At 30.1% G+C, this 25,668-nt stretch carries 29 protein-coding genes and 2 pseudogenes; 25 read left to right on the top strand and 6 right to left on the bottom strand.

Features of this window, described 5'->3' with window-relative positions; all coding sequences use genetic code 11:
• Window positions 1–42: 42 nt before the first annotated feature.
• Both E0D87_RS05005 and E0D87_RS09410 read right to left on the bottom strand, forming a co-directional pair.
• A complete protein-coding gene (locus E0D87_RS05005; protein WP_130819579.1) occupies window positions 43–798 on the bottom strand; it encodes a TraX family protein in 756 nt (251 codons plus the stop codon).
• 232 nt (window positions 799–1,030) lie between these two features.
• Complete coding sequence (locus E0D87_RS09410) at window positions 1,031–1,177, bottom strand: hypothetical protein (RefSeq protein WP_456152262.1); 147 nt, start codon at window positions 1,175–1,177, stop codon at window positions 1,031–1,033.
• 784 nt (window positions 1,178–1,961) lie between these two features.
• Here E0D87_RS09410 and E0D87_RS05015 point away from each other — a divergent pair.
• From E0D87_RS05015 to E0D87_RS05035, 6 genes are all read left to right on the top strand, one after another.
• Window positions 1,962–2,480 carry a hypothetical protein gene (locus E0D87_RS05015; RefSeq protein ID WP_130819580.1) on the top strand — a complete coding sequence of 173 codons (519 nt, stop codon included), beginning with the start codon at window positions 1,962–1,964 and terminating at the stop codon, window positions 2,478–2,480.
• A 75-nt stretch (window positions 2,481–2,555) separates the two neighbouring features.
• Window positions 2,556–2,762, top strand: coding sequence for a hypothetical protein (locus E0D87_RS09235; RefSeq protein WP_242618442.1), 207 nt, complete (start codon window positions 2,556–2,558; stop codon window positions 2,760–2,762).
• On the top strand, window positions 2,763–3,098 hold the full coding sequence (locus E0D87_RS09240) for a class I SAM-dependent methyltransferase (RefSeq protein ID WP_278044798.1): 336 nt from the start codon (window positions 2,763–2,765) through the stop codon (window positions 3,096–3,098). It begins immediately after the preceding gene.
• 138 nt (window positions 3,099–3,236) lie between these two features.
• Window positions 3,237–3,698 carry a hypothetical protein gene (locus tag E0D87_RS05025; RefSeq protein WP_130819581.1) on the top strand — a complete coding sequence of 154 codons (462 nt, stop codon included), beginning with the start codon at window positions 3,237–3,239 and terminating at the stop codon, window positions 3,696–3,698.
• Window positions 3,699–3,929: 231 nt separating this feature from the next.
• Window positions 3,930–5,453 (top strand): ATP-binding cassette domain-containing protein, encoded by a 1,524-nt coding sequence (locus E0D87_RS05030; RefSeq protein ID WP_130819582.1) that lies wholly within the window; start codon window positions 3,930–3,932, stop codon window positions 5,451–5,453.
• Window positions 5,454–6,290: 837 nt separating this feature from the next.
• Window positions 6,291–7,142, top strand: coding sequence for a MerR family transcriptional regulator (locus E0D87_RS05035; RefSeq protein WP_130819583.1), 852 nt, complete (start codon window positions 6,291–6,293; stop codon window positions 7,140–7,142).
• A gap of 411 nt (window positions 7,143–7,553) precedes the next feature.
• Here the strand turns inward: E0D87_RS05035 and E0D87_RS05040 are convergent, their stop codons facing one another.
• Window positions 7,554–8,588, bottom strand: a complete 1,035-nt coding sequence (locus E0D87_RS05040; RefSeq protein WP_130819584.1) for a YeiH family protein — start codon at window positions 8,586–8,588, stop codon at window positions 7,554–7,556.
• A 105-nt stretch (window positions 8,589–8,693) separates the two neighbouring features.
• On the opposite strand from E0D87_RS05040, the gene E0D87_RS05045 reads away from it, so the two are divergent.
• Both E0D87_RS05045 and E0D87_RS05050 read left to right on the top strand, forming a co-directional pair.
• Entirely contained in the window at window positions 8,694–9,569 is an 876-nt protein-coding gene (locus tag E0D87_RS05045; protein WP_130819585.1) for a LysR family transcriptional regulator, read from the top strand.
• A 123-nt stretch (window positions 9,570–9,692) separates the two neighbouring features.
• A pseudogene (locus E0D87_RS05050) lies at window positions 9,693–10,034 on the top strand (hypothetical protein); the annotation flags it as partial.
• Between the two features lie 383 nt (window positions 10,035–10,417).
• Here E0D87_RS05050 and E0D87_RS05055 read toward each other — a convergent pair.
• The 3 genes from E0D87_RS05055 to E0D87_RS05065 are packed head-to-tail and all read right to left on the bottom strand — an operon-like array spanning window position 10,418 to window position 12,778.
• Entirely contained in the window at window positions 10,418–11,122 is a 705-nt protein-coding gene (locus E0D87_RS05055; RefSeq protein WP_130819586.1) for an ABC transporter permease, read from the bottom strand.
• Between the two features lie 8 nt (window positions 11,123–11,130).
• The gene (locus E0D87_RS05060; protein ID WP_130819587.1) at window positions 11,131–11,883 is read right to left on the bottom strand and encodes a hypothetical protein; all 753 of its coding nucleotides are present in this window, start codon (window positions 11,881–11,883) and stop codon (window positions 11,131–11,133) included.
• A gap of 1 nt (window position 11,884) precedes the next feature.
• Complete coding sequence (locus E0D87_RS05065) at window positions 11,885–12,778, bottom strand: ABC transporter ATP-binding protein (protein ID WP_130819588.1); 894 nt, start codon at window positions 12,776–12,778, stop codon at window positions 11,885–11,887.
• A gap of 125 nt (window positions 12,779–12,903) precedes the next feature.
• Between E0D87_RS05065 and E0D87_RS05070 the strand changes: the two genes are divergently transcribed.
• The 17 genes and pseudogenes from E0D87_RS05070 to E0D87_RS05145 all read left to right on the top strand — a co-directional run bounded on the left by E0D87_RS05070 (window position 12,904) and on the right by E0D87_RS05145 (window position 25,639).
• Entirely contained in the window at window positions 12,904–13,599 is a 696-nt protein-coding gene (locus tag E0D87_RS05070) for a response regulator transcription factor (protein WP_130819589.1), read from the top strand.
• A 1-nt stretch (window position 13,600) separates the two neighbouring features.
• Complete coding sequence (locus tag E0D87_RS05075) at window positions 13,601–14,896, top strand: sensor histidine kinase (protein ID WP_130819590.1); 1,296 nt, start codon at window positions 13,601–13,603, stop codon at window positions 14,894–14,896.
• 179 nt (window positions 14,897–15,075) lie between these two features.
• Window positions 15,076–15,756, top strand: a complete 681-nt coding sequence (locus E0D87_RS05080; protein WP_130819591.1) for a type I restriction-modification system subunit M N-terminal domain-containing protein — start codon at window positions 15,076–15,078, stop codon at window positions 15,754–15,756.
• Window positions 15,757–16,129: 373 nt separating this feature from the next.
• A pseudogene (locus E0D87_RS09245) lies at window positions 16,130–16,762 on the top strand (DUF4417 domain-containing protein).
• Window positions 16,763–16,777: 15 nt separating this feature from the next.
• The gene (locus E0D87_RS05090; protein ID WP_130819592.1) at window positions 16,778–17,170 is read left to right on the top strand and encodes a hypothetical protein; all 393 of its coding nucleotides are present in this window, start codon (window positions 16,778–16,780) and stop codon (window positions 17,168–17,170) included.
• A 13-nt stretch (window positions 17,171–17,183) separates the two neighbouring features.
• Window positions 17,184–17,495 (top strand): hypothetical protein, encoded by a 312-nt coding sequence (locus E0D87_RS05095; RefSeq protein ID WP_130819593.1) that lies wholly within the window; start codon window positions 17,184–17,186, stop codon window positions 17,493–17,495.
• 589 nt (window positions 17,496–18,084) lie between these two features.
• On the top strand, window positions 18,085–19,338 hold the full coding sequence (locus E0D87_RS05100; protein ID WP_130819594.1) for an ATP-binding protein: 1,254 nt from the start codon (window positions 18,085–18,087) through the stop codon (window positions 19,336–19,338).
• Window positions 19,339–19,348: 10 nt separating this feature from the next.
• Complete coding sequence (locus tag E0D87_RS05105) at window positions 19,349–19,756, top strand: GNAT family N-acetyltransferase (RefSeq protein ID WP_130819595.1); 408 nt, start codon at window positions 19,349–19,351, stop codon at window positions 19,754–19,756.
• Window positions 19,757–19,847: 91 nt separating this feature from the next.
• Complete coding sequence (locus E0D87_RS05110; protein WP_130819596.1) at window positions 19,848–20,651, top strand: class I SAM-dependent methyltransferase; 804 nt, start codon at window positions 19,848–19,850, stop codon at window positions 20,649–20,651.
• 70 nt (window positions 20,652–20,721) lie between these two features.
• Window positions 20,722–21,060 (top strand): SdpI family protein, encoded by a 339-nt coding sequence (locus tag E0D87_RS05115; protein WP_130819597.1) that lies wholly within the window; start codon window positions 20,722–20,724, stop codon window positions 21,058–21,060.
• Between the two features lie 326 nt (window positions 21,061–21,386).
• A complete protein-coding gene (locus tag E0D87_RS05120) occupies window positions 21,387–21,896 on the top strand; it encodes a helix-turn-helix domain-containing protein (RefSeq protein ID WP_130819598.1) in 510 nt (169 codons plus the stop codon).
• A gap of 67 nt (window positions 21,897–21,963) precedes the next feature.
• A complete protein-coding gene (locus E0D87_RS09330) occupies window positions 21,964–22,092 on the top strand; it encodes a hypothetical protein (RefSeq protein ID WP_278044794.1) in 129 nt (42 codons plus the stop codon).
• 93 nt (window positions 22,093–22,185) lie between these two features.
• Complete coding sequence (locus E0D87_RS05125) at window positions 22,186–22,416, top strand: hypothetical protein (protein ID WP_130819599.1); 231 nt, start codon at window positions 22,186–22,188, stop codon at window positions 22,414–22,416.
• Between the two features lie 96 nt (window positions 22,417–22,512).
• The gene (locus E0D87_RS05130) at window positions 22,513–23,031 is read left to right on the top strand and encodes a type I restriction-modification system subunit M N-terminal domain-containing protein (RefSeq protein WP_130819600.1); all 519 of its coding nucleotides are present in this window, start codon (window positions 22,513–22,515) and stop codon (window positions 23,029–23,031) included.
• A gap of 232 nt (window positions 23,032–23,263) precedes the next feature.
• Window positions 23,264–24,838, top strand: coding sequence for a caspase family protein (locus tag E0D87_RS05135; protein WP_130819601.1), 1,575 nt, complete (start codon window positions 23,264–23,266; stop codon window positions 24,836–24,838).
• Window positions 24,839–24,956: 118 nt separating this feature from the next.
• Window positions 24,957–25,451 (top strand): N-6 DNA methylase, encoded by a 495-nt coding sequence (locus E0D87_RS05140; RefSeq protein WP_278044799.1) that lies wholly within the window; start codon window positions 24,957–24,959, stop codon window positions 25,449–25,451.
• Complete coding sequence (locus E0D87_RS05145; RefSeq protein ID WP_130819602.1) at window positions 25,409–25,639, top strand: hypothetical protein; 231 nt, start codon at window positions 25,409–25,411, stop codon at window positions 25,637–25,639. The genes E0D87_RS05140 and E0D87_RS05145 overlap by 43 nt, the downstream gene beginning before the upstream one ends.
• The last annotated feature ends 29 nt before the right edge of the window (window positions 25,640–25,668 follow it).

The raw sequence follows: 25,668 nt of genomic DNA on the forward strand, positions 1-25,668 counted from the left end.
CAATATGATGAACTTTTAATATTGTTTTAATTTTCTGCCTACTTATACAATAGTGGTAATGTACCCGATCAAGGCCAGTATCCACAAATGAGCCGGATAGAATATATAGAAGAAATATTTGCTGAATTTTGTTTTTGGTCCCTGTTCTCCATTATATAAATACATAAATGGTAATGCTGTGAAAACCAACCAGTCACTGTTGAACATCATCATCTTTATGGTTGTGTCCATAGATGGATAAATCTCAAAAGTTAGAATGAACAGCAATACAGACAACACACAAATAGCAATATTTCGAATGTTTACTTTATTACGCAAAAAATAACAAATGAGCATAAATGGAACGACAGCCTGGCTGCCTTCATATGCTAGGCATGCATAAACAGTAATCGGAACTGCAACCAGAATACGCAATGCTAATATTACTTTCGAACTGATCTTGTCACTTTTTACAGGATAGCACCATACGTTTAATGCAAGCACTCCCATCGCCAATGTAAAGAAAATATTATTGTCAATTGTCAGGGAATCTACATTTAACAGATGGTTCACTCCAAAGTTACCCGCAAACATAATGCCTGCCCACAAGAACAGACGCCCATTATATTTCAACCTGCTTCGGGTATGAAGAAAGCCTTCAACTGCCATGTAAGCAAAAAATGGTGCAACACATCTTGTTATGACATGAAAGCTTTCTGCCCACCATGGTGGTAAAAGTCCCGGAATATGATCTAAATGATCAAGAACCATAAGCATTGCCATAAATAGTTTCAATTGAAATCCATTAAACCTTTTCATCATATCCCCCTAGCTTGATAGTTTTAAAATCATAAGAATACAAAAAATCTATATCGAAAGAAGGATGATAAATTTCACTTTCTTCCATATCTTTCTCCAATTCTATATTTACCTTTTTAAATATATAGATTATCCACCTAATTATAGCATATAACACAGATTCCTTTCAATCGTATGATTTACCGCGTTAAACTGAGCAAAAAAATAAAGGCAGTCCGAAGACTGCCGATATTTATCTTTCTGCACCTTTGCTATGGTCTTTCTTAGTTGACTTAGTTTTGTCATCTGTCTTAAAGCTTTTTATTTGCCCTAATATGGACTTTTTATCCTTCTCTTGACTCTTTACTTGTTCTTTTGCTTTTAAGGGCTTAGAAGACAAAATACGGACATTCTTATGTTCTTTCCCTTTGTTATCAATTCTTGTTTTTACTTGACCAAATATTTTAACAAAATCTCCTTACTTTAGGTTCTGTAGATCTTTTGTCTTATATACATAGAATGGATAATTACCATGTAATATATTTAGATTTAAACCCTCTAAGCAAAAAGTAAAAATGAACTAAATTCGAAGTGACATTAATTTGAAAACTTGATAAACAAGCTTAAGAGATATTATATTAAAACGATATTTCTCCGGTACTGGGACTGGGACGGGACTAAAAATTTGAAAACGTCCTGTAATTAGGTGGATTTAGTGATAATAGAAAAAATAGAATCTAGTATTTTGAATGGTTTGGGATATATCGGACGTTTGGAAAAGAAGAATGGGAGTAAAACTATTTTTAACTTAGTAACTGTAACTAACAAATAGCTATATTAGTATAAAGGAAATTTGGATAGCTAACCAAATTTCTATTTAAGTATATATTGCTTTGGGTTAAGCTTTAAATAGTATTGATGAAACTTGAGAAAATACTTATTTATAAGTATAATAATAATCATGTATATATTTAAAAGATGAGGGCATTCTCATCTTTTTTTATCATAATTTAATGATAAGGTTAAATGAATAAGAATAATTATATATAATAATATAGTGATATAAATTAATATTCAATATGGAGATTAAGTAATACATGAAAATAATAATATTATATATGTGATTAAACTTGATGATTCGTATATTATAATAGGAACTAATTTAAGGAGAAATTATTAGTAATATGGAACAACTAACCAATGAAAATCTAGCAACTATGGCGATGTCATTAGCTAATCTAGCAGTAAAGGGCACTGCATCTGCTGTTAATAAAAAAATAAAAGCGATTCGAGAAGAAAAGAATATAGATAATTTGCGCGCAACATATGATGAAATTACAAATGAAATATTATTAGAGAGAGAAGAAGCAGTAAGGATAGCGCAAGCATACAAATCGGAAATTGATAGAATACAAATTAAAGATGAAGATATTGAACACCTACACAAAACTGTTGAAAAAATATTAGAAATAATTAATAAATCTCAAATGAAAGAAGCAGAAAAAGAAGGAGAAGAGGCAATACAAAAAGCAAGAGAAACAGCAGAGAGTTTAAATCAAATAAAAGATTTAATTAGTGTAGATACTTTAAAGACTATGCAACTATTAGGTTTTAATTATAAAGCTGCAATCGGAGACCCACTTACACAATTATGTGCTCTTTCTATTCTAAACTGGGGCTCAAGTAATAATATAGAACAATAATAAAAAGTGTAAATAATGAATAATACTAATTTGTGCATTTTAGAACTAAGTTAGTATGTATAAAGAGGTAAAAATTTGCTAGATAAAAAAGGATTCGACTTATGGGCTTATGATTATGATACAATTGTTGGGTTACCTGATGATGATAATACCTATACCTTTGCGGGATATAAACTGATTTTAAATAAGGTTTATAATGAAGTGCTTGATTTGTATAGCAAAAATATTTTAGATATAGGATATAGTGCAGAGACAATTACAATCAAGCTTTATGAAAAATGAATAGAAGTTTACGAACAAGATTTTTCCAAAGGAATGCTTAACATTGCCCAAGCAAAGATGTTAAAAGCAAATCTTTATTTAAAAGATATTTCAGAAGATTTACGTGAGTCCTTAAAAGAAGGACAATATGATGCTATTATTGCGACTTACTCTCTACACCACTTAGAAGATAAAAATAAGATATCACTCCTAAAGTCATTGTTACCATTATTAGTGGATGGAGGAAAGATTTTTATTGGATATGTAGCCTTTGAAACTCGTAAAGAACTAGAGCATTGTAAGCAAGAAGCAGGTACATATCGGTATAGTGATGAAAATTATTTTGTTTATGATTAGATTTAAAGAAATCTTTCAAATGCCGATTTTGAGAAACTTTCACATTGTTTAGGCATAATCACACTTTCATAATGATATATTAAATTTTATAATTGAGATTTATCCACAAAATTGTCTAATCAATAGGAGGAACTAAAATTGCTAAAAATTATTATATTACTAATGTTTATAGTCCCAACAATCTATAATTTCATAAGCCATAGAAATAATATAATAAACATAAAAATGAAACCGATATTTGAATTTATATTAGCTATATTTGCTTTACTTGCTAGTGGTTTGTGCTATAAGCTTGATAATACGGTCTTAGGAAATGCAATTGCTATCACAGCAGTATTATTGATATATACCGTAATGTTCTTTACGGGTATCAGAAAAGATGGCTTCAATATTTTCTTAGGATCGAGTTCAATTTTAAAATTTGTTAGTTTTGATAAGGTAAAGGGTGTTGGCATTAAGTCAAATAAAAATAATGACCTAAAATTGACAATAAGGGCGTATGGCAATACTTATAGTCAAACATATGACTTAAAATATAAAGATTTTATTATAAAAATATTGAAAGAAAAACTAAGCAAAAAACAAATATTTGCACAATAAAATAAGAGTAGTATATTATCATCAACAAATACATACGGAGGTAAATTTATAGTGATTTTATAAGCAATATGGAAATTTTGATACTATTTTTAGCCTATTTAGGCTAGTTTTAGTATGCCATGTTGTGAATAAGATTGCTTTGTTTACGCGAGGAGAAGGTCTATTCACTTATGTGAGTAGGCCTTTTTTGTATTTTATTTTTGATATGGCATACATCCTTAAGGAGGATTTATGTTAGAGATAAGAGATTTAACTATAAAATTAATAGAAGATGATAGGATAATTCTAAAGGATTTTGATTTTACATTAAACGATGGTGATAAGGTAGGTCTTATAGGTGAGGAAGGTAATGGGAAGTCTATACTCATAAAATCAATTGTTAATATAGATGATGTAAAAAATTACTGTGATGTTAGTGGAAAAATATATCTGGGAAATGAAATAGTTGGGTATTTACCGCAAAGTTTAGATGAAGAATATTTTGATTTGACAGCTAATGAATATCTCTTTAGTAAAGTAGATGTAGGGCTTATAGACTATAACAAACTTTATAAATACCTAGCAGACTTTAACTTATCAGCTGATATTTTATCAAATGATATAAAAATGAGAGAGCTTTCTGGTGGTGAGAAAATAAAGTTTATTTTAGTAGTTGAACTATTAAAAAATCCAACTATTTTCCTATTTGATGAGCCTAGTAATGACCTTGATTATGAATCGTTATCTTGGCTTGAAAGTTTTATGAAATGTTTAGAAATTCCCTATATCTTTGTATCACACGATACAAATTTACTTTCAAATATATCAAATAGGATAATACACCTAGAACAAGTTAGAAGAAGGAGTGAGGCTAAACATACAGTATCTAATAATACTTACGATGAATATATAAGAAAAAGACAAAACTTTATAGATTCGGAAACAAATAGAGCCTGCAAGGAAAGAGAAGAATTTGATAAAAAAATATACAGATATAAGAGAGTCCACGATGCAGTCCAGCATGACATTAGAGCTACAAAAAATGATGTGGAAGGTAGGTTGCTAAAGGAGAAAATGCATACTGTAAAATCTATTGGAAGAAGACTAGAAAAAGAGGAAGCAAAGCTTACAAAAATACCTGATTATGAAGCTCCTATAGATATTTTCTTTGATAATAGTATAAAAGTAGCTAATAGCAAGCAAATCCTAGACTACAAATTAGATAGTCTAAGGGCTGGGGATAAGGTCTTAGCTAAGGATATAAATTTAAAAATAATAGGTCCTGAAAAGATATGTATCATTGGCAAAAATGGAGCTGGCAAGACTACACTATTGAAAAAATTAAAAGATCAATGTCAAAATTTAAATCTTAAAGTAGGATATATGCCGCAGTCTTACTTTGAATATGAGAAAAAAGATATAAATGCTATAGAATATATATCTGATTCATTTATAAAAGATAATCATACCAAAGCCTCAAATCTTCTAGCTAGCCTAAACTTTAAAAGAGAAGAAATGTATAGAAATATATCAGATCTATCTGGAGGACAAAAAGCAAAACTATTTTTCTCTAAAATGAATTTAGATAAGGCAGAAGTTCTAGTCCTAGACGAACCAACTAGAAACCTATCACCCCTATCTAAACCTGAGATAAACAAAGCTCTAAGAGATTATAAGGGAGCGATAATTGCCGTTTCTCATGATAAGGATTTTATAGATAAAGTTTTTGATAAGGTCTATGAATTAGGTCCTTTTGGACTAAAAAGAGTCAAGTAATCACTTTGATTATTTGTATTTAGCAACAATATGATTGAGCAAATCTGTCTTTAACAAGTATAGCAAGTAAAATAATATTAGAAAAAATAGAGATTTATCAAGCAAACTGTGTTTCTTGATACCTAAATATATAGATGAAGGAGGATGGTAATTAGATTCTCGAAATCCTTAGAATCCACTACAGGTATTCTGTGAGAAATAAAATCAAAGATCAAGTGTCCTGAAAATATCTTTAATGTGATTGATATGAGTATTTCTACTAACTATTATATATCCTGGCTGAAGTGGATGTGGGAAAATAACTTATAAAATTCTATAGAATTAGGCTCGGCATAAAAGATCTTAATCTAACAAATATTTACTTAAGCTCCAGATATCTAGCATGAAGTGCGAAGATAGATGGATGGCTGCCCTTCTGATTCGCTAATGGGATTGAAAATTACTTAGTATTTTCAAGAATGATGGTGACCTGCTCAAAGGGAGAGAATGAAAAATGGCTACTGGTACTCAAATGGTACTTGAAGTAAAAAAGAATAAATTAAATAATAGTTCCAAGTGGTTTACATTTGAAAGAAAAACAAAGACCGTGGTTTAAAACTGCGGTCTTTTTACGTGTATATATTTTTACATAACTTAGCAAACAAGTAAATTATGCGAAAATAAATTGTCGGTTCGGGTGTCGGTTTGAATAAGATTTATCAAAAAGAAAATAAGCACTTTAGAAAAATGTTTAGGCACTGTTTTAGTTTATAGATAAGTGGGAATTTTATATAGTGTATAGGGCTTGACCTGCCCCTTGGGGATCGTGTTATCCTTTAATCAAAGGAGGTATAAACCATGTTAAGAAGTGAAATTCAAAAAGAAACTGGTCTAACTAGGAAGGCAATTGAGTATTATGAGGATAAAGGACTTATCAATCCTCAGAAATCTGAGAATGGTTATAGAGACTATAGTATAAAGGATTTAGAAATTCTGAAAAAGGTATCTATATTTAGAAAATTGGGAATGAGTATCTCAGATATTTATCAGTGTATATCGTCAGGTGGAGATAGCCTGTCTACTGTTTTAAGGGAAAAACAACATCAATTGGACCTTGATGAAAAAAGGAAAGCAATACTAGAAATGATTGTTAAAGGTGAAAGCGATGAACTAATCAATGAGAAAGTTTCAATGCTTGAGGTGGAAGAAACTATCTATGAAAAACTAGAAATTGCTTTTCCAGGATATTTTGGACAAATGTTATTTGCTGCCTATCAACCATTTTTGAATGAACCATTAGAAGATGATGGCATGGATTCCTTTTACGAATATATATATTATCTTGATAGGCTTCCTTCGTTTGAATTAACTGAAGAAGAGAAAAAATATATTGAGAAGATTAGCTCATCCTTTGATATGAAAATCCTAAAGGAAATAAACCAGGCAAAACTTGATGCTATAGAGGGTTTTGAAAATTGGATGAAAGATAATGAATATGTAATTTCTTCATATGAAAGCTATAAAAATAGTGAAGAGTATCAAAATAGCTTGATGAAACAGATTCAGGATAAGCTTAAAAACTTTATGAAAGAAAATCAATATCATGAAATAGCAATTCCACTTATTAGAAAATTTAGCAAGAGCTATGATGATTACTATAAGAAGCTCATAAAGGCAAATGAACAGTATCTAAATAATAAATATCAATAATCATAGGTAATCACTTACTTGTACTTAGTAGGTGATTTTTCTATGCCCAAATGTAAAGAGTTTCAGGGTCAAGATAAATAGTTTAATTGTATCAAATATGGTTGGAAACTAGGCCTAGGTTGAGTTACTGGGATAGAGACGGGACTAAAAATCTGAAAATGTCCTATAATTAGGTGGGTTTGATATATTTGTAAAATAGAATCTTATATTTTGATTAGTTTGGAATATTTCTTATGCTTGGAAAAGAATAATGAGAGTAAAAGTATCTATAAAGGGTAGGATTTGGTTTACTATTTTTTTATTATTTATAATTTAAAGCTTTCTGCTTACTGGTATTATATTTTTTTAATAAAAAAAACTGGCCCTATTAGTTAGTTTCATTGCTAACTTTTAGGGTCAGTTTTTAAAAGATTATAAGATGCCTAGAACTTTTTCTAGTATTAGGGTTATGGATGTGATTGATATAAAGCACACTCCTCCTAAGGCTAGTGGTTTAGCTCCTGATTTTAATAGTTTTACTATATCACTATTAAAACCAATAGCTGACATTGCCATTACAATAAAAAATTTGGATAAGTCCTTAAAGGGTTTGAAAAATTCAATATTCACTCCTTTGGCTAGGGCTATGGTTGTAATCAAACTTGCAAGGATGAAGTAGATTATAAAGAATGGGAAGATTTGCATTATGGATATTTTTTTATTATCTTCTTGTTCAGTATTTCTCATTCTAATGAAGGCTAGTCCTAAGCATATTGGAATTATTGCTAGGGTTCTAGTCAATTTTACTGTTACAGCCTTATCAAGTGTCTGGCTACCTAGATTATACATTGTATCCCATGTTGATGCGCATGCTGTAACTGATGATGTATCATTAACAGCAGATCCTGCAAATATACCAAAGGCATTACCATCGGTAGTAGAAAATCCAATCATACGACCTAGGCTTGGAAATAAAATAGCAGCTAAGATATTAAAAAAGAATATCACGGATATTGCTTGGGCTATCTCATCTTCATCTGCATCTATAACTGGAGCGGCAGCTGCAATTGCAGAGCCTCCACAAATTGATGATCCAACTCCAACAAGAGTTGCAATATTTCCCTTTATAAGTCCAGACTTGTAGGCTAGGTATGCGATTATAAGTGATGTTGATATGGTAGATAGGATGATTGGAAGTGATTGTTTACCAGTTTTTAAAACAATTCCAAGATCAAGACCAAACCCAAGGAGGATCACAGCATATTGAAGGATTTTCTTTGATGTAAATCTCACACCACCAATATAAGGTTTTTTGTCTTTTATAATTTGACCTAGGAGCATTCCAATTAGAATACCAAAGACTGCTGGGCCTACTAGTGGAATTCTTTTGCCGATTATCTGGGATATTATTGCAATTATAAGGCAGAGAAGAATCCCTTTTATATTTTTTTCTATAGATTTTATCATATATTCTCCTTTCACTTTTTTTATTATATAATAAATATATATAATGTAAAATTATAATTATTTACTATATGATAAAAATTTATTATGATAAATGTGGAGGATGCTATGTTAGATTTTAGGATAGAAAGTTTTTTGGAAGTATGTAAATATATGAATTTTACAAGGGCTGCTGAAAGTCTTAATATAACACAGCCAGCCATATCTACTCATATTAAATATTTAGAAACCTATTACAATTGTAAACTTTTTTCTAGAAATAAGAGGAATTTGTGTCTAACAGATGAGGGCAAGATTCTAAAATCTGCTTTACTTTCTATGTCAAATGATCAAGATAAGTTGAAGACGATATTATCTGAGAAAAAAACTAAGAGTGAAAAAATTTCCTTGGGTTTTACTAGGTCGGTAGGAGAATATCTAATATTGGATAAGCTTATAGCCCTGATTAAAGAAAAACCTTCTTGTGATTTCCATATTTATTATGAAAATACGGACGAGATTTTAAGTGATATTGATAGTGGGAGGATAGACTTTGCTATTATAGAGGGATTTATAAAATCTAGAGATTATTTTATTAAAAAATACAAAAGCGATAGGATTGTTTGCATTAGCCACAAGGATCACAAGTTTAAAAAACAAGTAAAAAAGTTAACAGACTTATTAGATGAAAGAATTATTATCAGAGAAGACGGATCTGGTACTTTAGCTATATTAAAAAATTTTCTAAGAATGGATAATATTGATACGAAAGATTTTGCAAATATCATAGAAATAAATAATATGCGTTCCATAGTAGAAATGCTTAAATCGGATTGTGGAATAAGTTTTATTTTTGAATCTTGTGTAAAAAAAGAACTAGAAGAAGGTATTCTCAAGGTTATGGACCTAGAAGATTTCAATCTAGTTCATGATTTATCCCTTGTTGCCAGTAAAAATTCAATATTTACTGATTTGTATTTGCAAATAGCTGAAGCTTTTTATTAGAAAAAATTACATAGTATTAGGTTAAGCTAAGATGGGTAAAGAAAAATATCGTTTTATAAAAGCAAAAAAATGCCTAATCTCAAGTTTTAAGGTGTCTTACATTAGGTGATATCTTTTAGCGATATAATTAAGCTTAGAGAAAAAGGAATTAGCTCTATCATACAACTCGATGATCTAATCAAAAAATCTATTGAAGCTGAAATGAAGAGTTTATCTCAAGATATGGAAAATGTAAATACTATAAATAAGTATCGTGAAATCTATAAATACCACAAGAAAAACTCTGATGATAAGCAATTTTCAGAAGAATATTATAGCGAACTTTCCGTCTATAAAATAGCTGCTAAAGAAATCTTAGAAAATTATAAAAAACTACCAAACATAAAAGAAATATTAACCAAACTCGATAAATTGCAAGAAAAAAAGAACACCCTTATGGAAGAGTATTCTTTGAATAAAGAATAATGTTCTAACCTTGCTCAGTATAGGAAAAACTATGAAAATTATTATGGAAAGTAAGTAGAAAGATAAAATAAAATGAAATTCTAAACAAGTTAACATACAAAACAAAATTCTAATTATTATGGGAGTCAAGATATTTTTATATTTAATTCAAGATATTAAACATACTCATTTCACTTATACAATAATCCTTTGTTCATTTAGAGACTGTGTGAAATTTCCTAGGGGTAGGAGAGGAAAAAGAAATAGCAGAGCAAGCTTTAACACTAACTCTACTATTAGGTCCAACTTTGTGGGGGCACATTACTAATATAAATTGAGTTATAGGGTCAGTTTTTATAAATTTATTACAAATTTTTAGTTAATTTTTTCATGATTTTTCAAAATCATTTATTTTCATATTTTAAAAATTTATTAGATAGGTAAAGGAACACCATTAATTCGCCGAGGGCAAAAATAGCTAGCAAAGCTAAATCGTGTGAGCTAATAAACCTAAAGTTATTTGCTTCTATTGCCAAATAGCTTAATCCTATTATTTTTAGGGCCTTGTAGGAGGTAGCAAAACCAACCATGGTAAATACGCTGGATAAGAGAACTATTATACCAAAAGACCTTATCCTTATGGCAAGGGCGCCGAATATCCCTATAATAGGCAAAGCCAACAAGATGCTTAGTCCTGTATAATAAAAGTATATACCAAAATCAATTCTCGAAAAGCCTCCTATATATTTTCCTCCCAAGTAGAAAAGTCCTAGAAAGTAAGCTTGGCAAAGGCAAATAATAAGAAAGGCTAAAATCAACTTTGCCCCCACAAAGGCTATATTTTTCTTTGGGCTAAGTCTAATAAATTTTAGTCCTGCTCTGTGTTCTGTCGTCCAAAGACTTGCTATTATGATTGCAATTAAAGGGATATAGAAAAATGAAAAGTAAAATAGACTTACCTGGGTCCACAGACTCTGCCATTCTTGTGTCAATATTTGTCTATTTCCCATATAGTTTATAAGGCCAAATGCGTTGGCTAATAAGGGTATTATCAGACTTACCAACAAGATATTTGTAAATTTTATTTTTTTAAATTCTAATTTTAACATTTTTCCTCCTAGTCTTTATATAAATTGTAAGACTTCATTGCCCTTAGGTATGTTAGACAAGCTATTAAAAGAATAAGGGCAATTATTGGTGTATAAAAATTTATTGGATTTAGAACCTGGATAAATTTTCCACCTTCGTTTACATAGGAAATATTCATTAGACTTGCCATCCATGCGAATGGATTTACAAAAGAAAGAATTTGTGATGTTAGCATGGTGATTACTCCAGTTAGACCTCCAATTATCGCTATAAATGATAGGGTGTAGACTCTTTTTGATTTCATTTCTATTATCATAAATAGGCCCATAAAAAATAAATTTATTATTATGGCAGATATATTTACCAAGCCAAATCTTAATATCATGTCAGTATCCATATTAAAATGAGCTGACTTTTTTGCTAGTAGAAGAAAAACAATAGCTTCTACTATTTGCAGTAAAACTAGTTTTAGGGATAGGTTTTTAAATTTATTTATGAGTATAGAGTTTACTTTTTCTCCAAGACTTACTTGTAACTGCCACATCTTATTTTTTTCCTCGATTTCAATCACTTTTTTAACCAAAGATGAGATTAAAATTGGATTTATCAATAAGGAAATAAATAAATAGGTGTCTAAAATGTTGGCTAGGGGATAATTTCCCTCCGCAAATGATTTTGAATGGCTGACCCCTGCTACCATTAGCATTTGAGCGAAAAATACTATTAGAATTAGGAAATTTATCCCAAGTTTTTTGTATTTTTTTCTTTCTAAATTTGCCATATTAAGACCTGCTTTCTTCAATAAAGAGTTTTTCTAGGCTTTCTTTTTCTTCTTCAATTCTATATATATCAACCTTTCCGTGCAAGAAATTTACTATCTCAGAAATTTTTTGGTTAGAAACTTTGCCCAAAATGACCTTTTTACCATCTATCCTTACCTGATCTAAGTCTAAAAGATTAACAGCTTTTTGATTGTCAGATGTTTGGATTGAAATAAATGGTGGGTGGAGTTTCCTATAGTCTTCCAAGCTTCCATTATAAGTTAATTTTCCTCCCTTGAGGATGCCGATGTGGGTAGAAATTTTTTCTATCTCATCAAGAATATGGGAAGAAATCAGAATGCTTGTAGAAGTGTTTTTTACTATATTTTTAAATAAGCTTCTCATTTCCTCAATTCCCTGAGGATCAAGGCCATTTATAGGTTCATCTAGGATTAATAACTTTGGACTACCGATTAGGGCAATTGCTATTCCAAGTCTTTGCTTCATACCTAGCGAATAATCCCTAGCCTTTTTCTTGCCAACATTAGTAAGGCCAACAAGGTCAAGAGTTTTTGAAATTTCTGCCTTATCTATTCCCTTAAGCTCGCAAATTATTTCAAGATTTTCATAGCCACTTAAGTGGTCGTAGAAAGACGGATTTTCAATTAGGGCTCCGAGATTTTTGTTAAGGTCTTTTTGGTTTTTAGGACTTACTTCTTTGCCAAAAACCCTAATTTCTCCTCCGTCTTTTTTAACAAGTCCAAGTATAAGCTTCATAAGAGTTGACTTACCAGCTCCATTTTTGCCTATTAGACCATAAATAGCTCCTTCCTCTATTGCCAAAGAGTCAATATCTAGGACTTTCTTCTTGTTATATGATTTTTGTAGATTTTTTATTTCTAAGATTTTTTCCATAATTATTCCTCCTACAAAAAGGATACCAGGCTAAGATAAAAATAAGCTTTAAGCAAGGTCACTTTTACATCACAAAAACTAAAAATCAAAAGTTTGGTGTATAATTAGGGTAGCAAGGAGGACTTATGGATTTTAGAAATAATTTTTCTATACTAATAGTAGATGACGAAACAAATTTATTGGAAAATTTATATAATTTTTTGAAGGACAAGGGTTTTAATAGGGTTTATACTGCCAAAAACTTAAAGGAATCAAGGTTTAAACTAGCAAATTTAAAAATAGACCTAGTGGTCCTTGACCTGATGCTTCCAGATGGAAGTGGTTTTGATCTATTGAAGGAAATAAGGAAGACTTCAGATATGGCAGTCATAATCCTCTCTGCCCTTGATGGGATAGATGACAGGAAGGAAGGTTTTGAAAACAAAGCCGACGACTACCTAGTCAAGCCCTTTTTCCCTGATGAACTCCTTTGGAGGATTGATGCAGTTTTAAGAAGAAGCAAAAAAATTAAAAAAGAAGAAAAAATATCTTTAGGCAAGGTTATTTTCGATAAATCCAAGGGCATCCTTATAAAAAACAATGATGAAATTCCCCTAACTGCCACCCAATTTAAAATCCTTGCATATTTGGCTGATAATATGAATATGATTGTATCTATTGACCGTATTTTGGAAAATATCTGGGAAGATTCCTATGGTTATGAAAATACATTGATAACCCACATTTACAGGATTCGTGAAAAACTCGAAGACAATCCGAGAGAGCCAAAAATCTTGATAACTATCAAGGGTTTGGGCTATAAACTTGTGAAAGAAGACTAGTATGTTTAATTATATAATAAAAAGATTCAAAAAAATCGTCATAAGAATCCTTGTCCTGATGTTTTTTCTGACATTTTCGCTAATGGCTTTTCTCTACCTCAATTACAAGTTGGGAAATAAATATCCAAACCCTGATTATGTTTATACTTATATAGATAACAACAAAACAGATACCTATCTCAATGAAAAAAACAAGGAATTTTTAAAAGAAAAAGATATTTGGGCGATAAGGCTAGATAAAAATGGCGAAGTCATCGAATCCTTCAACAAGCCAAGAGAGATTAAAAATAAATTCGAGATCACAGATGTAGCTGGCTTTACCAGGTATTACTTAGCTGATTATCCCGTTTTCACCTATATTATTGAAGGTGGTCTAATCCTTTTTGCCTATCCAAAAAATTCTCTAGATAAGTTTCCCTTTAATTACTATAGCTACAAAAATTTAATTTTTAACCTGTGGATATTTGCCCTATTTTTAATTTTATTTTTACTCTTTGTCTATATTTTTTACAGAATAGATATAAGGAACATCCTTAAAAATATTCTTCCATTTCAAAAGGGAATTGATGAACTTTTTGAAGACGACTATGAAAAATTAGATGAAAGTGGAGAATTAAGAGACCTTGCCCTTTCAATTAACAAGGCAAACGAAAAATATAATAACTTAAAAAAATCACAAAGTAAGTGGATAAGGGGAGTTAGCCACGATGTGAGGACTCCTCTTGCAAAAATTTCCTGGGAACTGAATAAGGAAAACAAAAATGACCTCGATACAAAAAATATCCAAGACCAAGTTTTAAAAATTTCAAATATTTTAGAAGGCCTAAATTTAACTCTGTCCCTTGCCAATATCGATAAAGAAAGTTTCAAGGCAGATAATCCTTTAAAGATAATACGAAAACTAATAGTAGACAAATTAAATGAAAATCCAGGTAGACAGATCATTTTTGAAAATAAACTAGAAAACCAGGACTTGAGGATTAAAATGGATCCTACCTTATTTTATAGGATGAACGAAAACATCTTAAAAAATTCACTAATTTATACTGATGGGAAAATCAAGCTGACTCTTTCTGCTTATGAAGATAAAATAATTATAACTATCCTAGATCAAGGTCCAGGAATTTCCGAGGATATTATAAAAAAAATTAGCAAGGAAGATTTGACCAATGTTACAAAGCATGGTTTGGGGATTTTTATTGCTGAGCAAATAGCTAAATTGCATGATGGAAAATTTATCATAGAAAACAAAAACCCAGGTCTTAAAGTTTCCTTTATCTTTGACCTAGTGAATTGAAAATTTATTATAATAGATAACAATATTTCTACTTTACATGAGGAAAAAAATTAGACCATAGTTTCTAAACTTATCCCTAAACTTAGACCGATTAGCAGAGTTAGCGTTAAAGCTTACTCTGCTTTTTTTAGCTAAGATTATCCTTTTTTGTTATAATTATACTAACAAGGAGTGTATATATGGAAACTACTATTAATCTTTACCAAAAATTATGGCAGGCTTCTGATGATCTTAGGTCTCAGATGGATGCCAATGAATATAAGAACTATTTATTAGGAATAATTTTTTATAAATATTTATCAGATAAGATGCTTGATGAGGTTGGCAAGTTACTGGAAGTTGATGATGCTGATCTTAATGAGATTCAAGCCATGTATGAGGAAGAAATGCAAGGGGATGATGCTGACCTTATTGTTGATGAGCTTAGGAATAAATTTTCCTTTGTAATATCTCCAGACCATACCTTTACCCATTTTATAAAACAAATTGAAGAAGGAAGCTTCCAGCTAGATGATCTGGGTCAGGCTTTCAATGAAATCGAGCGAGCTGATAAGGACTTTAATGGATTGTTTGAAGATATAGACCTCTACTCAAACAAGCTAGGCAAGCTTCCCCAAGAGAAGAACAAACGCATATCAAAGGTTATGAAACAATTTGCCGAGGTTAACTTTGCCAACTATTCTGGCGATGTCCTTGGTGATGTTTACGAGTATATGCTAGCAAACTTTGCCTCAGAATCAGGCAAAAAAGCAGGAGAATTCTATACTCCACAGCCAGTATCAAGGCTTATGGCAATGATAGCTATGGATGGCAAGGAAGATAAGGCGGGACTTACTGTATTTGAAAAAACTGTAGCGTAAATGATACAATTTAACATCATAGAATATGGCTGTTTCAAGCCTTTATAAGATATTTGATTAGTATAGACCATAAAGATTAGGTCTTTTTTTATTGCTCATTTTCCTAAAATTTAGTTTATGCACACCCCTTGGAAATTAAATACTTATTCTTTTTAATGCTTATGAAAAAAAGGGTGTCTTTTGAAGTTGGCAGGGTTTTCAAAAATTAATAAATATTTCGGGACATTTTTCACTATTTTCATATCTATATGTAGAGGGTCATATTTATTAAGATTTATTAGGTGCATCTATATAAATATAGATGCTTGATTAATCTTAATAATAAAAACCTAATATTTTAAATAGGAGGATATTTTTGGAAAATAGTGTGATAATGAATAATGGATTTAATCCTAAATTAATAAAGAATGTGGATTTAGTTGGTAAGTACGATATGCCCTTAATACGCAATGAAGAAATAGGCAAATGTAAAAAGTTCATACCTTTTGATAAAAGAAAAGTATATGGTAATGAGAATGTAGTTGTTCACTTTTATCTTTATGATAGGTCGTTTAAGCAGATAATAAATAAACCAGAAAAATACAAAAATGAGCTTATGAGGTTTAAAGCAGTCGTTAGCCCAGACTTTTCTATTTGTTATGATATGCCTATTACCAGACAAATCTATAGCACATATATGAATAGGGTTTTAGGAGCTTACTATCAGAATCATGGCATAAAAGTAATACCAAATGTAAGATAGGGAGATTCAAGAAGCTATAAATTTTGTTTTGAAGGTTTAGAGAAAAATGGAACTTATGCTATTGGGTCTTATGTACAAATTAAAAAGAAAGAAAATAGATGCTACTTTGAAAAAGGTCTAGAAGAATTTTTCAAAAGACTAAACCCTAAAAAAGTTTATGTATATGGATCAATGCCAGAAAGTATATTTGGGAAATATAAAAAATATTCTAAATTAATTTCCATAGAACTATATATTTCAATAATCCATAGAGGCGTCATATAATGGGAGCAGGTAATAGTGGTTTATAAAAAAACAAATGGAGCATTAAAGCTAGAGCACCTAATGGAGGAGTTGAGACAAAAAGGGGTAAAATTTACAGAAGATGATGTTGTAATGGTGGCCAAAACCCAGACTGATGATCTTGCTTGGCTTGAAAAAGGCAATGAGACTGCTGGACTTGAGCATATTATGAATAAACATTGTGATCAATTTCTTCAGAAGGGTATTACAGCAGAAAGCATGCCTAACTTTTTAAAAACAGCTATAGAAAATGGAAGAATAGTAGGAAATCAAGGAAAATTTTATAGCCAGCCGAGAGTGATATATGAAGTTAATTACAATGGAGAGATGATAAAGGTGGCCATTACTATTAGTGATAATGGCTATATAGTTGGTGCAAACCCTAAATAGAAAGGATGATTATATGAAAACAATTAGTGTAGGATTAGAATGGGGATCTTACCCTTTTCAAGAATTAGACAATAACGGATTTGTTGTAGATGATATAAGTGCTGAAGAATTAGGTATGGATAGTGAATTTTGTGATAAAATTCAAAAATTACAAAATATGTATGATGATTTATTTGTAAATAATGAGAAAGAATTTTCTTATATAGGCAATGAAAAACCAGAAGAAGTAAAAAAGATAAAAAATATATATTTAGATCTAGTTGATGAATTGTTAGGTAAGCTAAATAACAAATTCAATTTTAAAATATTAGACTTAGATATTTAGATGGAAAGTAGCCTGTGAGAGATGATTCTTGCAGGCTATATTTTATATATTTATAGGATAGATTAGTTGATTGTCACATTAATCTAAGCAATATATGAAATTATTAGAGTCTATGGAAATTCAAACTAACATCCCTTTTTGTTATATTAATACCGACAAGTGTGTTTAAAATAATTTGAGAATGTTTGTTTCATAAGTTACTACATCTACAGGATTTCCATTAGTGCCCCAGAGTTCAACTTCACAATAATAAAAATTAGGATAAAAACTTACGATAATACCAATAGTGGTTAGTGGATATTCATATTTTTTTAACTAAAGTTTTGACTTTATCATATTCTTTAAATTTCTTTTTTAACATGATTGTGCGAATAAGCTAATTAAAACTTATTCGCACGAAATAATTTACGAGATTATTAAAATTGGGAAATGCCTAATTATAGCCAATTCTCCTGTGAAAAGAATAGTAAAATAATAATCACACAGAATAATTTTACGCGAATAACTATTCGCGTGATTATTCGCGTAAAATTTATTTGATTATTTTGTATTCTCGTAAAATGAATATATAATATTAATAGAGGTATATATGAAAGAAACATCAAATCTAGAATTAAAAGAAAAATTTAGCAAATCTTTTCTTAAAACTGTCAGTGCCTTTGCAAATTATGAAGGTGGAGAGATAATATTTGGAATAAATGATGATGGCAAGGTAGTGGGATTAGAAAATCCTGATATCCTTGCTTTAAATATAGAAAATACTATAAATGATTCTATAAACCCAAATCCTACATATAGTCTAAAAATAAATGATAATTCAACTTTAACTTTGAAAGTAGAAGCAGGTAAGTACAAGCCATACTTTTATAATTCAAAAGCCTATATTAGACATGGGACATCGAGTATTGAAATGGACATTCTAGAGCTTCAAAGCCTCATATTAGAAAGTTCTAATAAATCGTATGATTCGCTAAAAAGTAATCAAAAAGAATTTACATTTGATTATCTAGAAAAAGAACTAAAAAAAGAACTGAATATAAATGAATTAAATCTAGATATCCTAAAAACATTAGAGCTATACAGTAATGAATATGATTATTATTCAATTGCTGGAGAATTATTTTCTGATACCAATGATATGGTTGGAATTGATATAGCTAGGTTTGGCGAAGATATCAATACCATACTTGAAAGAAAAAATCTCAGTGGTCAATCAATTTTAAAACAGTTTGAAGATAGCCTAGCTATTTATAAAAGCAACTACCAATATGAAAAAATTGAAGGATCGAAACGCAACAAATATCAACAAATACCTGAAGATGCTTTTAGAGAAGCAGTTGCAAATGCCTTAGTTCATAGAAGATGGGATATTAAATCCAATATAAGAATTTCTATGTATGATGATAGGATAGAAATATCCTCGCCTGGAGGGCTTCCAAAAACAATAACTGAAGAAGAGTATTTGAAAGGTGACCTATCTGTAATAAGAAATCCAATTATTGCAAATATATTCTTTAGATTAGATATTATCGAACAATTTGGTACTGGTATTAGAAGAATAATTGAATCCTACAAAAAATATTATACAAAACCAAAGTTTAATATAAGCCAAAACTCTATTACAATAATACTTCCAGTAATTAAGAAGGTAGATTTAACCGATGAAGAAAACCAAATTTTATCATTAATAAGTAAAGGTAATGATACCACGAAATCCATGGCAGAAATAAGCGGATATAGCAGGTCCAAAGTTCTCAATTTGCTAGATGAATTAATAAATAAAAACTTGATTGAAAAAATTGGTGGCGGAAGATCAACTAAATATAAGAAAGTCATAACTTGAGGAGAATACAATGGGAAAAATTATCATAAAAGAACAAGTAATACCAGATATGGACAGTATCATGAATTTATATAGTGACGTTTCTTGGACGGCCTACACATCTAATCCATCAAAACTAGAACAAGCTATAAGCAACTCCTTGAAAGTTTGGACAGCTTGGGATGATGATTTGCTAGTAGGTTTAGCGAGAGTTGTAGGTGATAGCTCGACAATTATTTATATTCAAGATATTTTAGTTTTAGAAGCATACCAAAAAAAAGGAATTGGAAGTCAATTTTTAAAAATAATTCTTGATCAGTATCAGGATATTCGACAAATTATTTTGCTGACAGATGACACTGATAAAACGATAAAGTTTTATGAGAAGAACGGATTTACAAAGGTTAGCAAATATAAGTCTGTGGCTTTTATGAAATAGGGTTTGTTTTAAGTATTTTATCATTACAAAGCTAATAGCAAAGATATATTATGTTTTAGTACACACTGCATAAAAATAATAGGAGTATGATATGGATTTTCAAGAAATTTCAAAAATAGATGATGACTTAAAAAGAAATGAGGAGTTATATAAATTTTTTGATGAAGAAAAAAGACTTTTTAGTAAATCGGGGCAAGTTGAAAAGATTACAACATTAAAAGAAATTTATAGTCTTATAAATCAAGATTCAAAAATTCTAGATGTTGGAGCAGGGACTGGAGTTTATACTATACCTTTAGCGGAAAAAGTAAATGAAGTTGTCGCTTACGAGCCTGCAACAAATAACTATAAACAATTAAAAGAAAAAATCAAAAATAATAAGTTTCATAATGTTACAGTTGAAAATAAAAGTTCACTAGACATGGATGAACTCAGGGATAAGTATTTCGACATTGTCCTGCTTTTTGGTCCTATGTATCACTTGTCTAAAAAAGAAGATAGAAAACAAACAATTCAAGAAGCGAAGCGTGTCCTTAAGGATGGAGGTTATATCCTAGTCTCCTTTATAAACCATGACATGATTCCAATGACGGAAATGCTTTATGAATCAAATTATTTTGAAACAGAAGGATATAACCCTGGCACACAAAGACTTATTAATAGACCTTTTATATTCTTTACCTTGTCAGAATGTATTGAAATGCTTGAAATTGAAAACCTAAAAATCATTAGAAAAATTGCTTCTAGTGGATTTTCTGAATTGTTACAAAAACAGATTAATAATATGAGTGATCTATCTTATCAAAGATATATTGACTGGCACCTCGCTCATTGTGACAAAGAAGAATTATTAGGGGCAAGTAATCATTATCTATTTGTTTGTAAAACCAAGTAAAAATACTTAAAATGTTTGTTGTGGATCAGATTTATTAGTATAGAAGATAAAAAAATGGGAAGGTTTACGTATGTATTTTGAAAAAGTTGTAATTAGTCTATTGCCCATATCAGGGCTGTTTTTATCTTTTTATTATGAATACAAAGCAAAGGGGGATATTGCTAAATATAGTGGGTTTAGAACAGCATTAAGTACAAAATCAAAACAAAACTGGAAGCATGCGCATAAGTATGCAGCTAAACTTTTGAGATTATATGCGATATCTTTTATGTTACTAAATATTATAATAACGTTTAGTAATTGTCTAAATATTAAAACTATTACAATTATAGTTATATTACAAATGTTATTTTACTTCATCATTGGATACAAAGTTAATAAGGCTTTATCAAAAAAAGAAAATAGTTAGAATTTATTAAAAATTGAAGGAAGAAACTTAGAAGAATAATAGCTGGGTATCTTGGTGATGATATAAGCGTATATTAGAATGCTATGTAAGCTTTAAGATGATGTGACTGGTCATATTCTGCAACAGTATGGAGTGAAGCAGAAAACTTTAATAATTTATTAAAAAAATTAATCATCCAACTGGATTGTATGAAATGAGTATAAAAATCTCATAAATCAGCAAAATACAATGAAAAAGCTAAAAAATATAGGAAAAAGTGCCTAAGTTGCCCTATAGTTGCTAGCTTTTTTTGAAAAATTTCCTTACAATAGAAAAAAGGAGGTTTTATGATTGGAGAAAAAATTAAAAATAAAAGAAAAGAATTGAACTTAACCCAGGAATATTTAGCAAAGGAATTAAATATTTCAAGACAAGCTGTATCAAAGTGGGAAAAAGGACTTAGCGAACCATCTATGGATAATTTGCTTAAACTATCTGAAATATTCGGAGTTGATATAGACTATTTTAAAAAAGATAGTGATCAAGAAGAGAATAAGTCCCAAGCTTTAAGAATATTTTGGGATATTTTGTATGCAGCTATAGGACTGGTTTTCTATTTGATATATTACTTTGGCATAGTAGAGGGAGCCTTGAACAAAGATCCAAAACAAATGCCATTTTTAATACTAACAATTTTCCTAGTAATTTCAGTGATAGCTTTCCCACAAGCAGTGAAAAATATGGGAAACAAATTAGAAGATACAGATTATTTTACATTTTCAAAATTAATATTGCCTGTGGTTTTTATAATATCACCCTTTATAGTTTTTTATTACATTTTTAAGAAAGAAAGATAAAAAAACAATGGAAAAGTATACTATCTAAAAGTAGATTAATACTTATAATCAATTGTTAGTAGAACGGATGTCAGATATACAGCAACCAATTAAAACAAGATTATTAGATTTTATTGAAAAAAGTAGAGGAAGTCAATTCGTAATTCCCGTATACCAAAGAAATTACATTTTGATAGCTAATAAAAAGATCAAATAATGTTTAGATGATTTGAAAAGTGTTTTAAATGGATAATTCTCAGTAATTGATGGTGAGAAAACAGGAGTAGACTTCTTAGATATATCAGGAGGAATGTGCCTATACTTTTCCGATGATGACTACTCAGGATTCTTCGACTACCTATCAAAACCAATCTATGATGAGGTAGACATACCAGTAACCCTAACTGGTGGGATCAAAGCTGGCAAAGATATCGAAGATATCTTAAAGCGATATGCCTGCGACCAAGTAGGAGTAGGCGGGGCAGTATTTAAAGACTCTAATTGGATGGAAAATGAAGTAAAACCACTTATTGAAAATTGATTTGTAAATATAAAACTTATAAGCCTAGCGATAGGCTTATTTCTTTGGCTGAAAATTGCCTTTTTTGTTATAATTATACTAACAAGGAGTGTATATATGGAAACCACTATTAATCTTTACCAAAAACTATGGCAGGCTTCTGATGATCTCAGGTCTCAGATGGATGCCAATGAATATAAGAACTATTTATTAGGAATAATTTTTTATAAATATTTATCAGATAAGATGCTTGATGAGTTTTCTAAGTTACTGGAAGTTGATGAGGCTGACCTTGAAACTATCCAGCAAATCTATCAAGAAGAGATGCAAGGGGAAGATGCTGACCTTATTGTCGATGAGCTTAGGAATAAATTTTCCTTTGTAATATCCCCAGACCATACCTTTACTCATTTTATAAAGCAAATCGAAGAAGGCACCTTCCAGCAAGATGACCTGGGCCAAGCCTTCAATGAAATCGAACGAGCTGATAAGGACTTCAATGGCTTGTTTGAAGATATAGACCTCTACTCAAAAAGTCTAGCCAAGCAAACTGAGAAATTTAACCAGAAGTCAACGATATTCGTTAGGGCGACTCAAAAACAACTCAATTTAATATCTAAAATAAGTATCATTTAAAAACTTAGCCAGTGAAAATCTAGTAACCAATCTCAATTCCAGAATATTAATATTTTAAAAGGTTAATTTTAATATTATATTAATAGAGGAAATTATATAGATAATTATGACAACAAATAGAAATAATGGTAATAGGTTTAAATCATATACCTGAAATAAGTTAGATATTAAATTTAGTTAATAATTTATACTAAAATTTTCATAAAAACATAATTTTTTAATAGGAGGATTAATGTCAATACATGCTTTAATCGTAGGTGTTAGTAATTATGATCTAATTGGTGCACCAAATTTAGAATTTTGTAAAAATGATATAAAATATTTTTCTGAGGCTCTTGTTAAAGGTTTATCAGTAAAAGAAGAACAAATAGTTAAATTAGGAGAAAATGATGTTGTGAAAAAACAAAGTTTTATAAGCGCCTTAAAAAAATTTGATTTTGAAGTTGAGGAAGATGAGAATGAAGATACTTTTATTTTTTATTTTTCGGGACATGGTAGAATTAATTGCAATAAGCATCTTCTAACGTTTAGTGATGGATATTTAGAAACAGAAGATTTAATAGAACACATTAATAAAATAAATACAAAGAATAAGTTGTTGATTTTTGATACTTGTCATTCAGGACATTTTAAAATAAATGGTTTACCAGAAGTTGATTATGAATCAAGTTTAAAAGAATTTATCGGTACAGGATATGCTGTTTTAGCGTCTTCTTCAGCTAACCAGTTTTCATATAATTATCCAGATTCTAAAAAACAGTTAAGTCTTTTCACTAGTTTTTTAAACGATGCATTAACAGCTAGAATTTTATTAAAAGAAGGAAAGAAATCATTAGATGATATAATTAATTTGTTATTTCAGTATATGAAAATTCGGAATATAAAACACCCTGAACATGCTCAAACACCAATTTTCAGATCTAAATTAGGTGGCACAATATTCTTTTCAGTTGAAAAATATATACCCTATGTATCAAATAATTATTTTTTAGAAAAAGAAAAATATAGAATCTATAAAGTGGAACCTATTCATACTGCTAGAGCTAAAAGATATGTAGTTAAAGTAATCTTAAAAGATCCATTAACATTAGAAGAAATTTCAATAGTTCATAAAGAAATAGTAAGTATTATAAAAAATATTGAAATATATAAAAGTGAGAATTTTGAAAAGCATTGGAAAGATAAGTTAGCAAATATTATTTTTTGTCACTATGGAAAAAGTGAAGATGATATTTTAAACTCTAATTTTTTATGTAAAACTATTTGGGTAGATGATAATCAAGATAAAGATTGGTGGTATAACTTATCAAATAAATCAAAGTTTGTTAATGATGTGTATTTCGATATAAATTCAAATTACGAAGCATTAAATAAATTTTATGCAGACCATACTGCTGACGATACATATTTGATACAACAAACTAGAGATATAATTATTAATATGATTAATCTAGCAGAAAAACTAATTAAATCATTTGATGAATTATTAAATGAAGAAGCTACTGAAGAAGAATTTATAGAAGAATTTGAAGAAATAAGTCCTAAAATAACTGATTATTACTTTAAAGAATCTAATTTGGATTTACCAACTAAAAAATTAAAAGATTGGAGCTCTGCTTGTACAGGGTTATCAGCTACCATTTATGATTTTACCTTGTTCTATGGAGAACATGCTCTAAAAAATCGTACATATGATAATAGAATAGCCTGTATGAAAATGACAAAAAATCAATATTACAAAGATTTAGAAAAATTAAAAGAGGAAGAGGAGAAAATTAAAGATTTAATCAATGACGTTTTGTCATAGATTTAGAAAATAGATATCATTATTAACGATGATTTACTATGAAGATAATTTGAAGTTAGGAGATATCAGTATTACACAATTATATTTTTTGAACTTATTGATTGTGGAATAATCCATTATCAACGACCTAAGATGTGGGGCAGGAGGTATGTTTGTTCAATCAGCAGGCTTTGTAGAACGCCACCAGGGTAGGGTCAACCAGCTTTCTATCTATGGCCAAGAATTAAATGCCAATACTTGGAAGCTAGCTCAAATGAACCTTGCTATCCACGGACTAGAGGGCGACCTAGGAAAGGGAGCAGCTGATACATTTTTCGAAGACCAACACCAAGGCATGCGCGCAGACTATATCCTAGCCAATCCTCCCTTTAATATGAAAGAATGGGGTGGGGACAAATTAGTAGAAGATGTTAGATGGAAGTATGGTCTCCCACCAGCAGGCAACGCCAACTATGGTTGGATGCAACATATGATCTACCACCTAGCACCAAAAGGAAAACTAGGCTTAGTCCTAGCCTATGAAGATGAGCTAAGACTAGTTGTATATGAAAACAAATTCATTGTAAGCAATTGGCAAAAGAAGGAAGATATAACAACGCCCTCCAAGGCCTAGACCTTACTAAAGTTTGGGAGAACCTAGTAGCAGAAGTAGGGTCTATCAATATAGAAGAAGGAAATACCCTACAAGAACAAATAGAAATAGAAGGTCGAAAAAAACTAAGAAAGCTTATAGCAAGTACAGAAAAAAGGCACGCAGAGAAAAACAAGCCAAAAAGAAATTTGATTTATACAAAGAACTAAAACAATACGAAAAAGAATTGGAGGACCTA

The organism is Anaerococcus vaginimassiliensis (assembly GCF_900626155.1).
Lineage (GTDB): Bacteria > Bacillota > Clostridia > Tissierellales > Peptoniphilaceae > Anaerococcus > Anaerococcus vaginimassiliensis.

Bases quoted from the DNA above. Each gene is read 5' to 3' on its own strand.
- E0D87_RS05005 (WP_130819579.1), bottom strand. From the start codon at position 798: ATGAAAAGGTTTAATGGATTTCAATTGAAACTATTTATGGCAATGCTT.
- E0D87_RS05015 (WP_130819580.1), top strand. From the start codon at position 1,962: ATGGAACAACTAACCAATGAAAATCTAGCAACTATGGCGATGTCATTA.
- E0D87_RS05030 (WP_130819582.1), top strand. From the start codon at position 3,930: ATGTTAGAGATAAGAGATTTAACTATAAAATTAATAGAAGATGATAGG.
- E0D87_RS05035 (WP_130819583.1), top strand. From the start codon at position 6,291: ATGTTAAGAAGTGAAATTCAAAAAGAAACTGGTCTAACTAGGAAGGCA.
- E0D87_RS05040 (WP_130819584.1), bottom strand. From the start codon at position 8,588: ATGATAAAATCTATAGAAAAAAATATAAAAGGGATTCTTCTCTGCCTT.
- E0D87_RS05045 (WP_130819585.1), top strand. From the start codon at position 8,694: ATGTTAGATTTTAGGATAGAAAGTTTTTTGGAAGTATGTAAATATATG.
- E0D87_RS05055 (WP_130819586.1), bottom strand. From the start codon at position 11,122: ATGTTAAAATTAGAATTTAAAAAAATAAAATTTACAAATATCTTGTTG.
- E0D87_RS05060 (WP_130819587.1), bottom strand. From the start codon at position 11,883: ATGGCAAATTTAGAAAGAAAAAAATACAAAAAACTTGGGATAAATTTC.
- E0D87_RS05065 (WP_130819588.1), bottom strand. From the start codon at position 12,778: ATGGAAAAAATCTTAGAAATAAAAAATCTACAAAAATCATATAACAAG.
- E0D87_RS05070 (WP_130819589.1), top strand. From the start codon at position 12,904: ATGGATTTTAGAAATAATTTTTCTATACTAATAGTAGATGACGAAACA.
- E0D87_RS05075 (WP_130819590.1), top strand. From the start codon at position 13,601: ATGTTTAATTATATAATAAAAAGATTCAAAAAAATCGTCATAAGAATC.
- E0D87_RS05080 (WP_130819591.1), top strand. From the start codon at position 15,076: ATGGAAACTACTATTAATCTTTACCAAAAATTATGGCAGGCTTCTGAT.
- E0D87_RS05095 (WP_130819593.1), top strand. From the start codon at position 17,184: ATGAAAACAATTAGTGTAGGATTAGAATGGGGATCTTACCCTTTTCAA.
- E0D87_RS05100 (WP_130819594.1), top strand. From the start codon at position 18,085: ATGAAAGAAACATCAAATCTAGAATTAAAAGAAAAATTTAGCAAATCT.
- E0D87_RS05105 (WP_130819595.1), top strand. From the start codon at position 19,349: ATGGGAAAAATTATCATAAAAGAACAAGTAATACCAGATATGGACAGT.
- E0D87_RS05110 (WP_130819596.1), top strand. From the start codon at position 19,848: ATGGATTTTCAAGAAATTTCAAAAATAGATGATGACTTAAAAAGAAAT.
- E0D87_RS05115 (WP_130819597.1), top strand. From the start codon at position 20,722: ATGTATTTTGAAAAAGTTGTAATTAGTCTATTGCCCATATCAGGGCTG.
- E0D87_RS05120 (WP_130819598.1), top strand. From the start codon at position 21,387: ATGATTGGAGAAAAAATTAAAAATAAAAGAAAAGAATTGAACTTAACC.
- E0D87_RS09330 (WP_278044794.1), top strand. From the start codon at position 21,964: ATGTCAGATATACAGCAACCAATTAAAACAAGATTATTAGATTTTATT.
- E0D87_RS05125 (WP_130819599.1), top strand. From the start codon at position 22,186: ATGTGCCTATACTTTTCCGATGATGACTACTCAGGATTCTTCGACTAC.
- E0D87_RS05130 (WP_130819600.1), top strand. From the start codon at position 22,513: ATGGAAACCACTATTAATCTTTACCAAAAACTATGGCAGGCTTCTGAT.
- E0D87_RS05135 (WP_130819601.1), top strand. From the start codon at position 23,264: ATGTCAATACATGCTTTAATCGTAGGTGTTAGTAATTATGATCTAATT.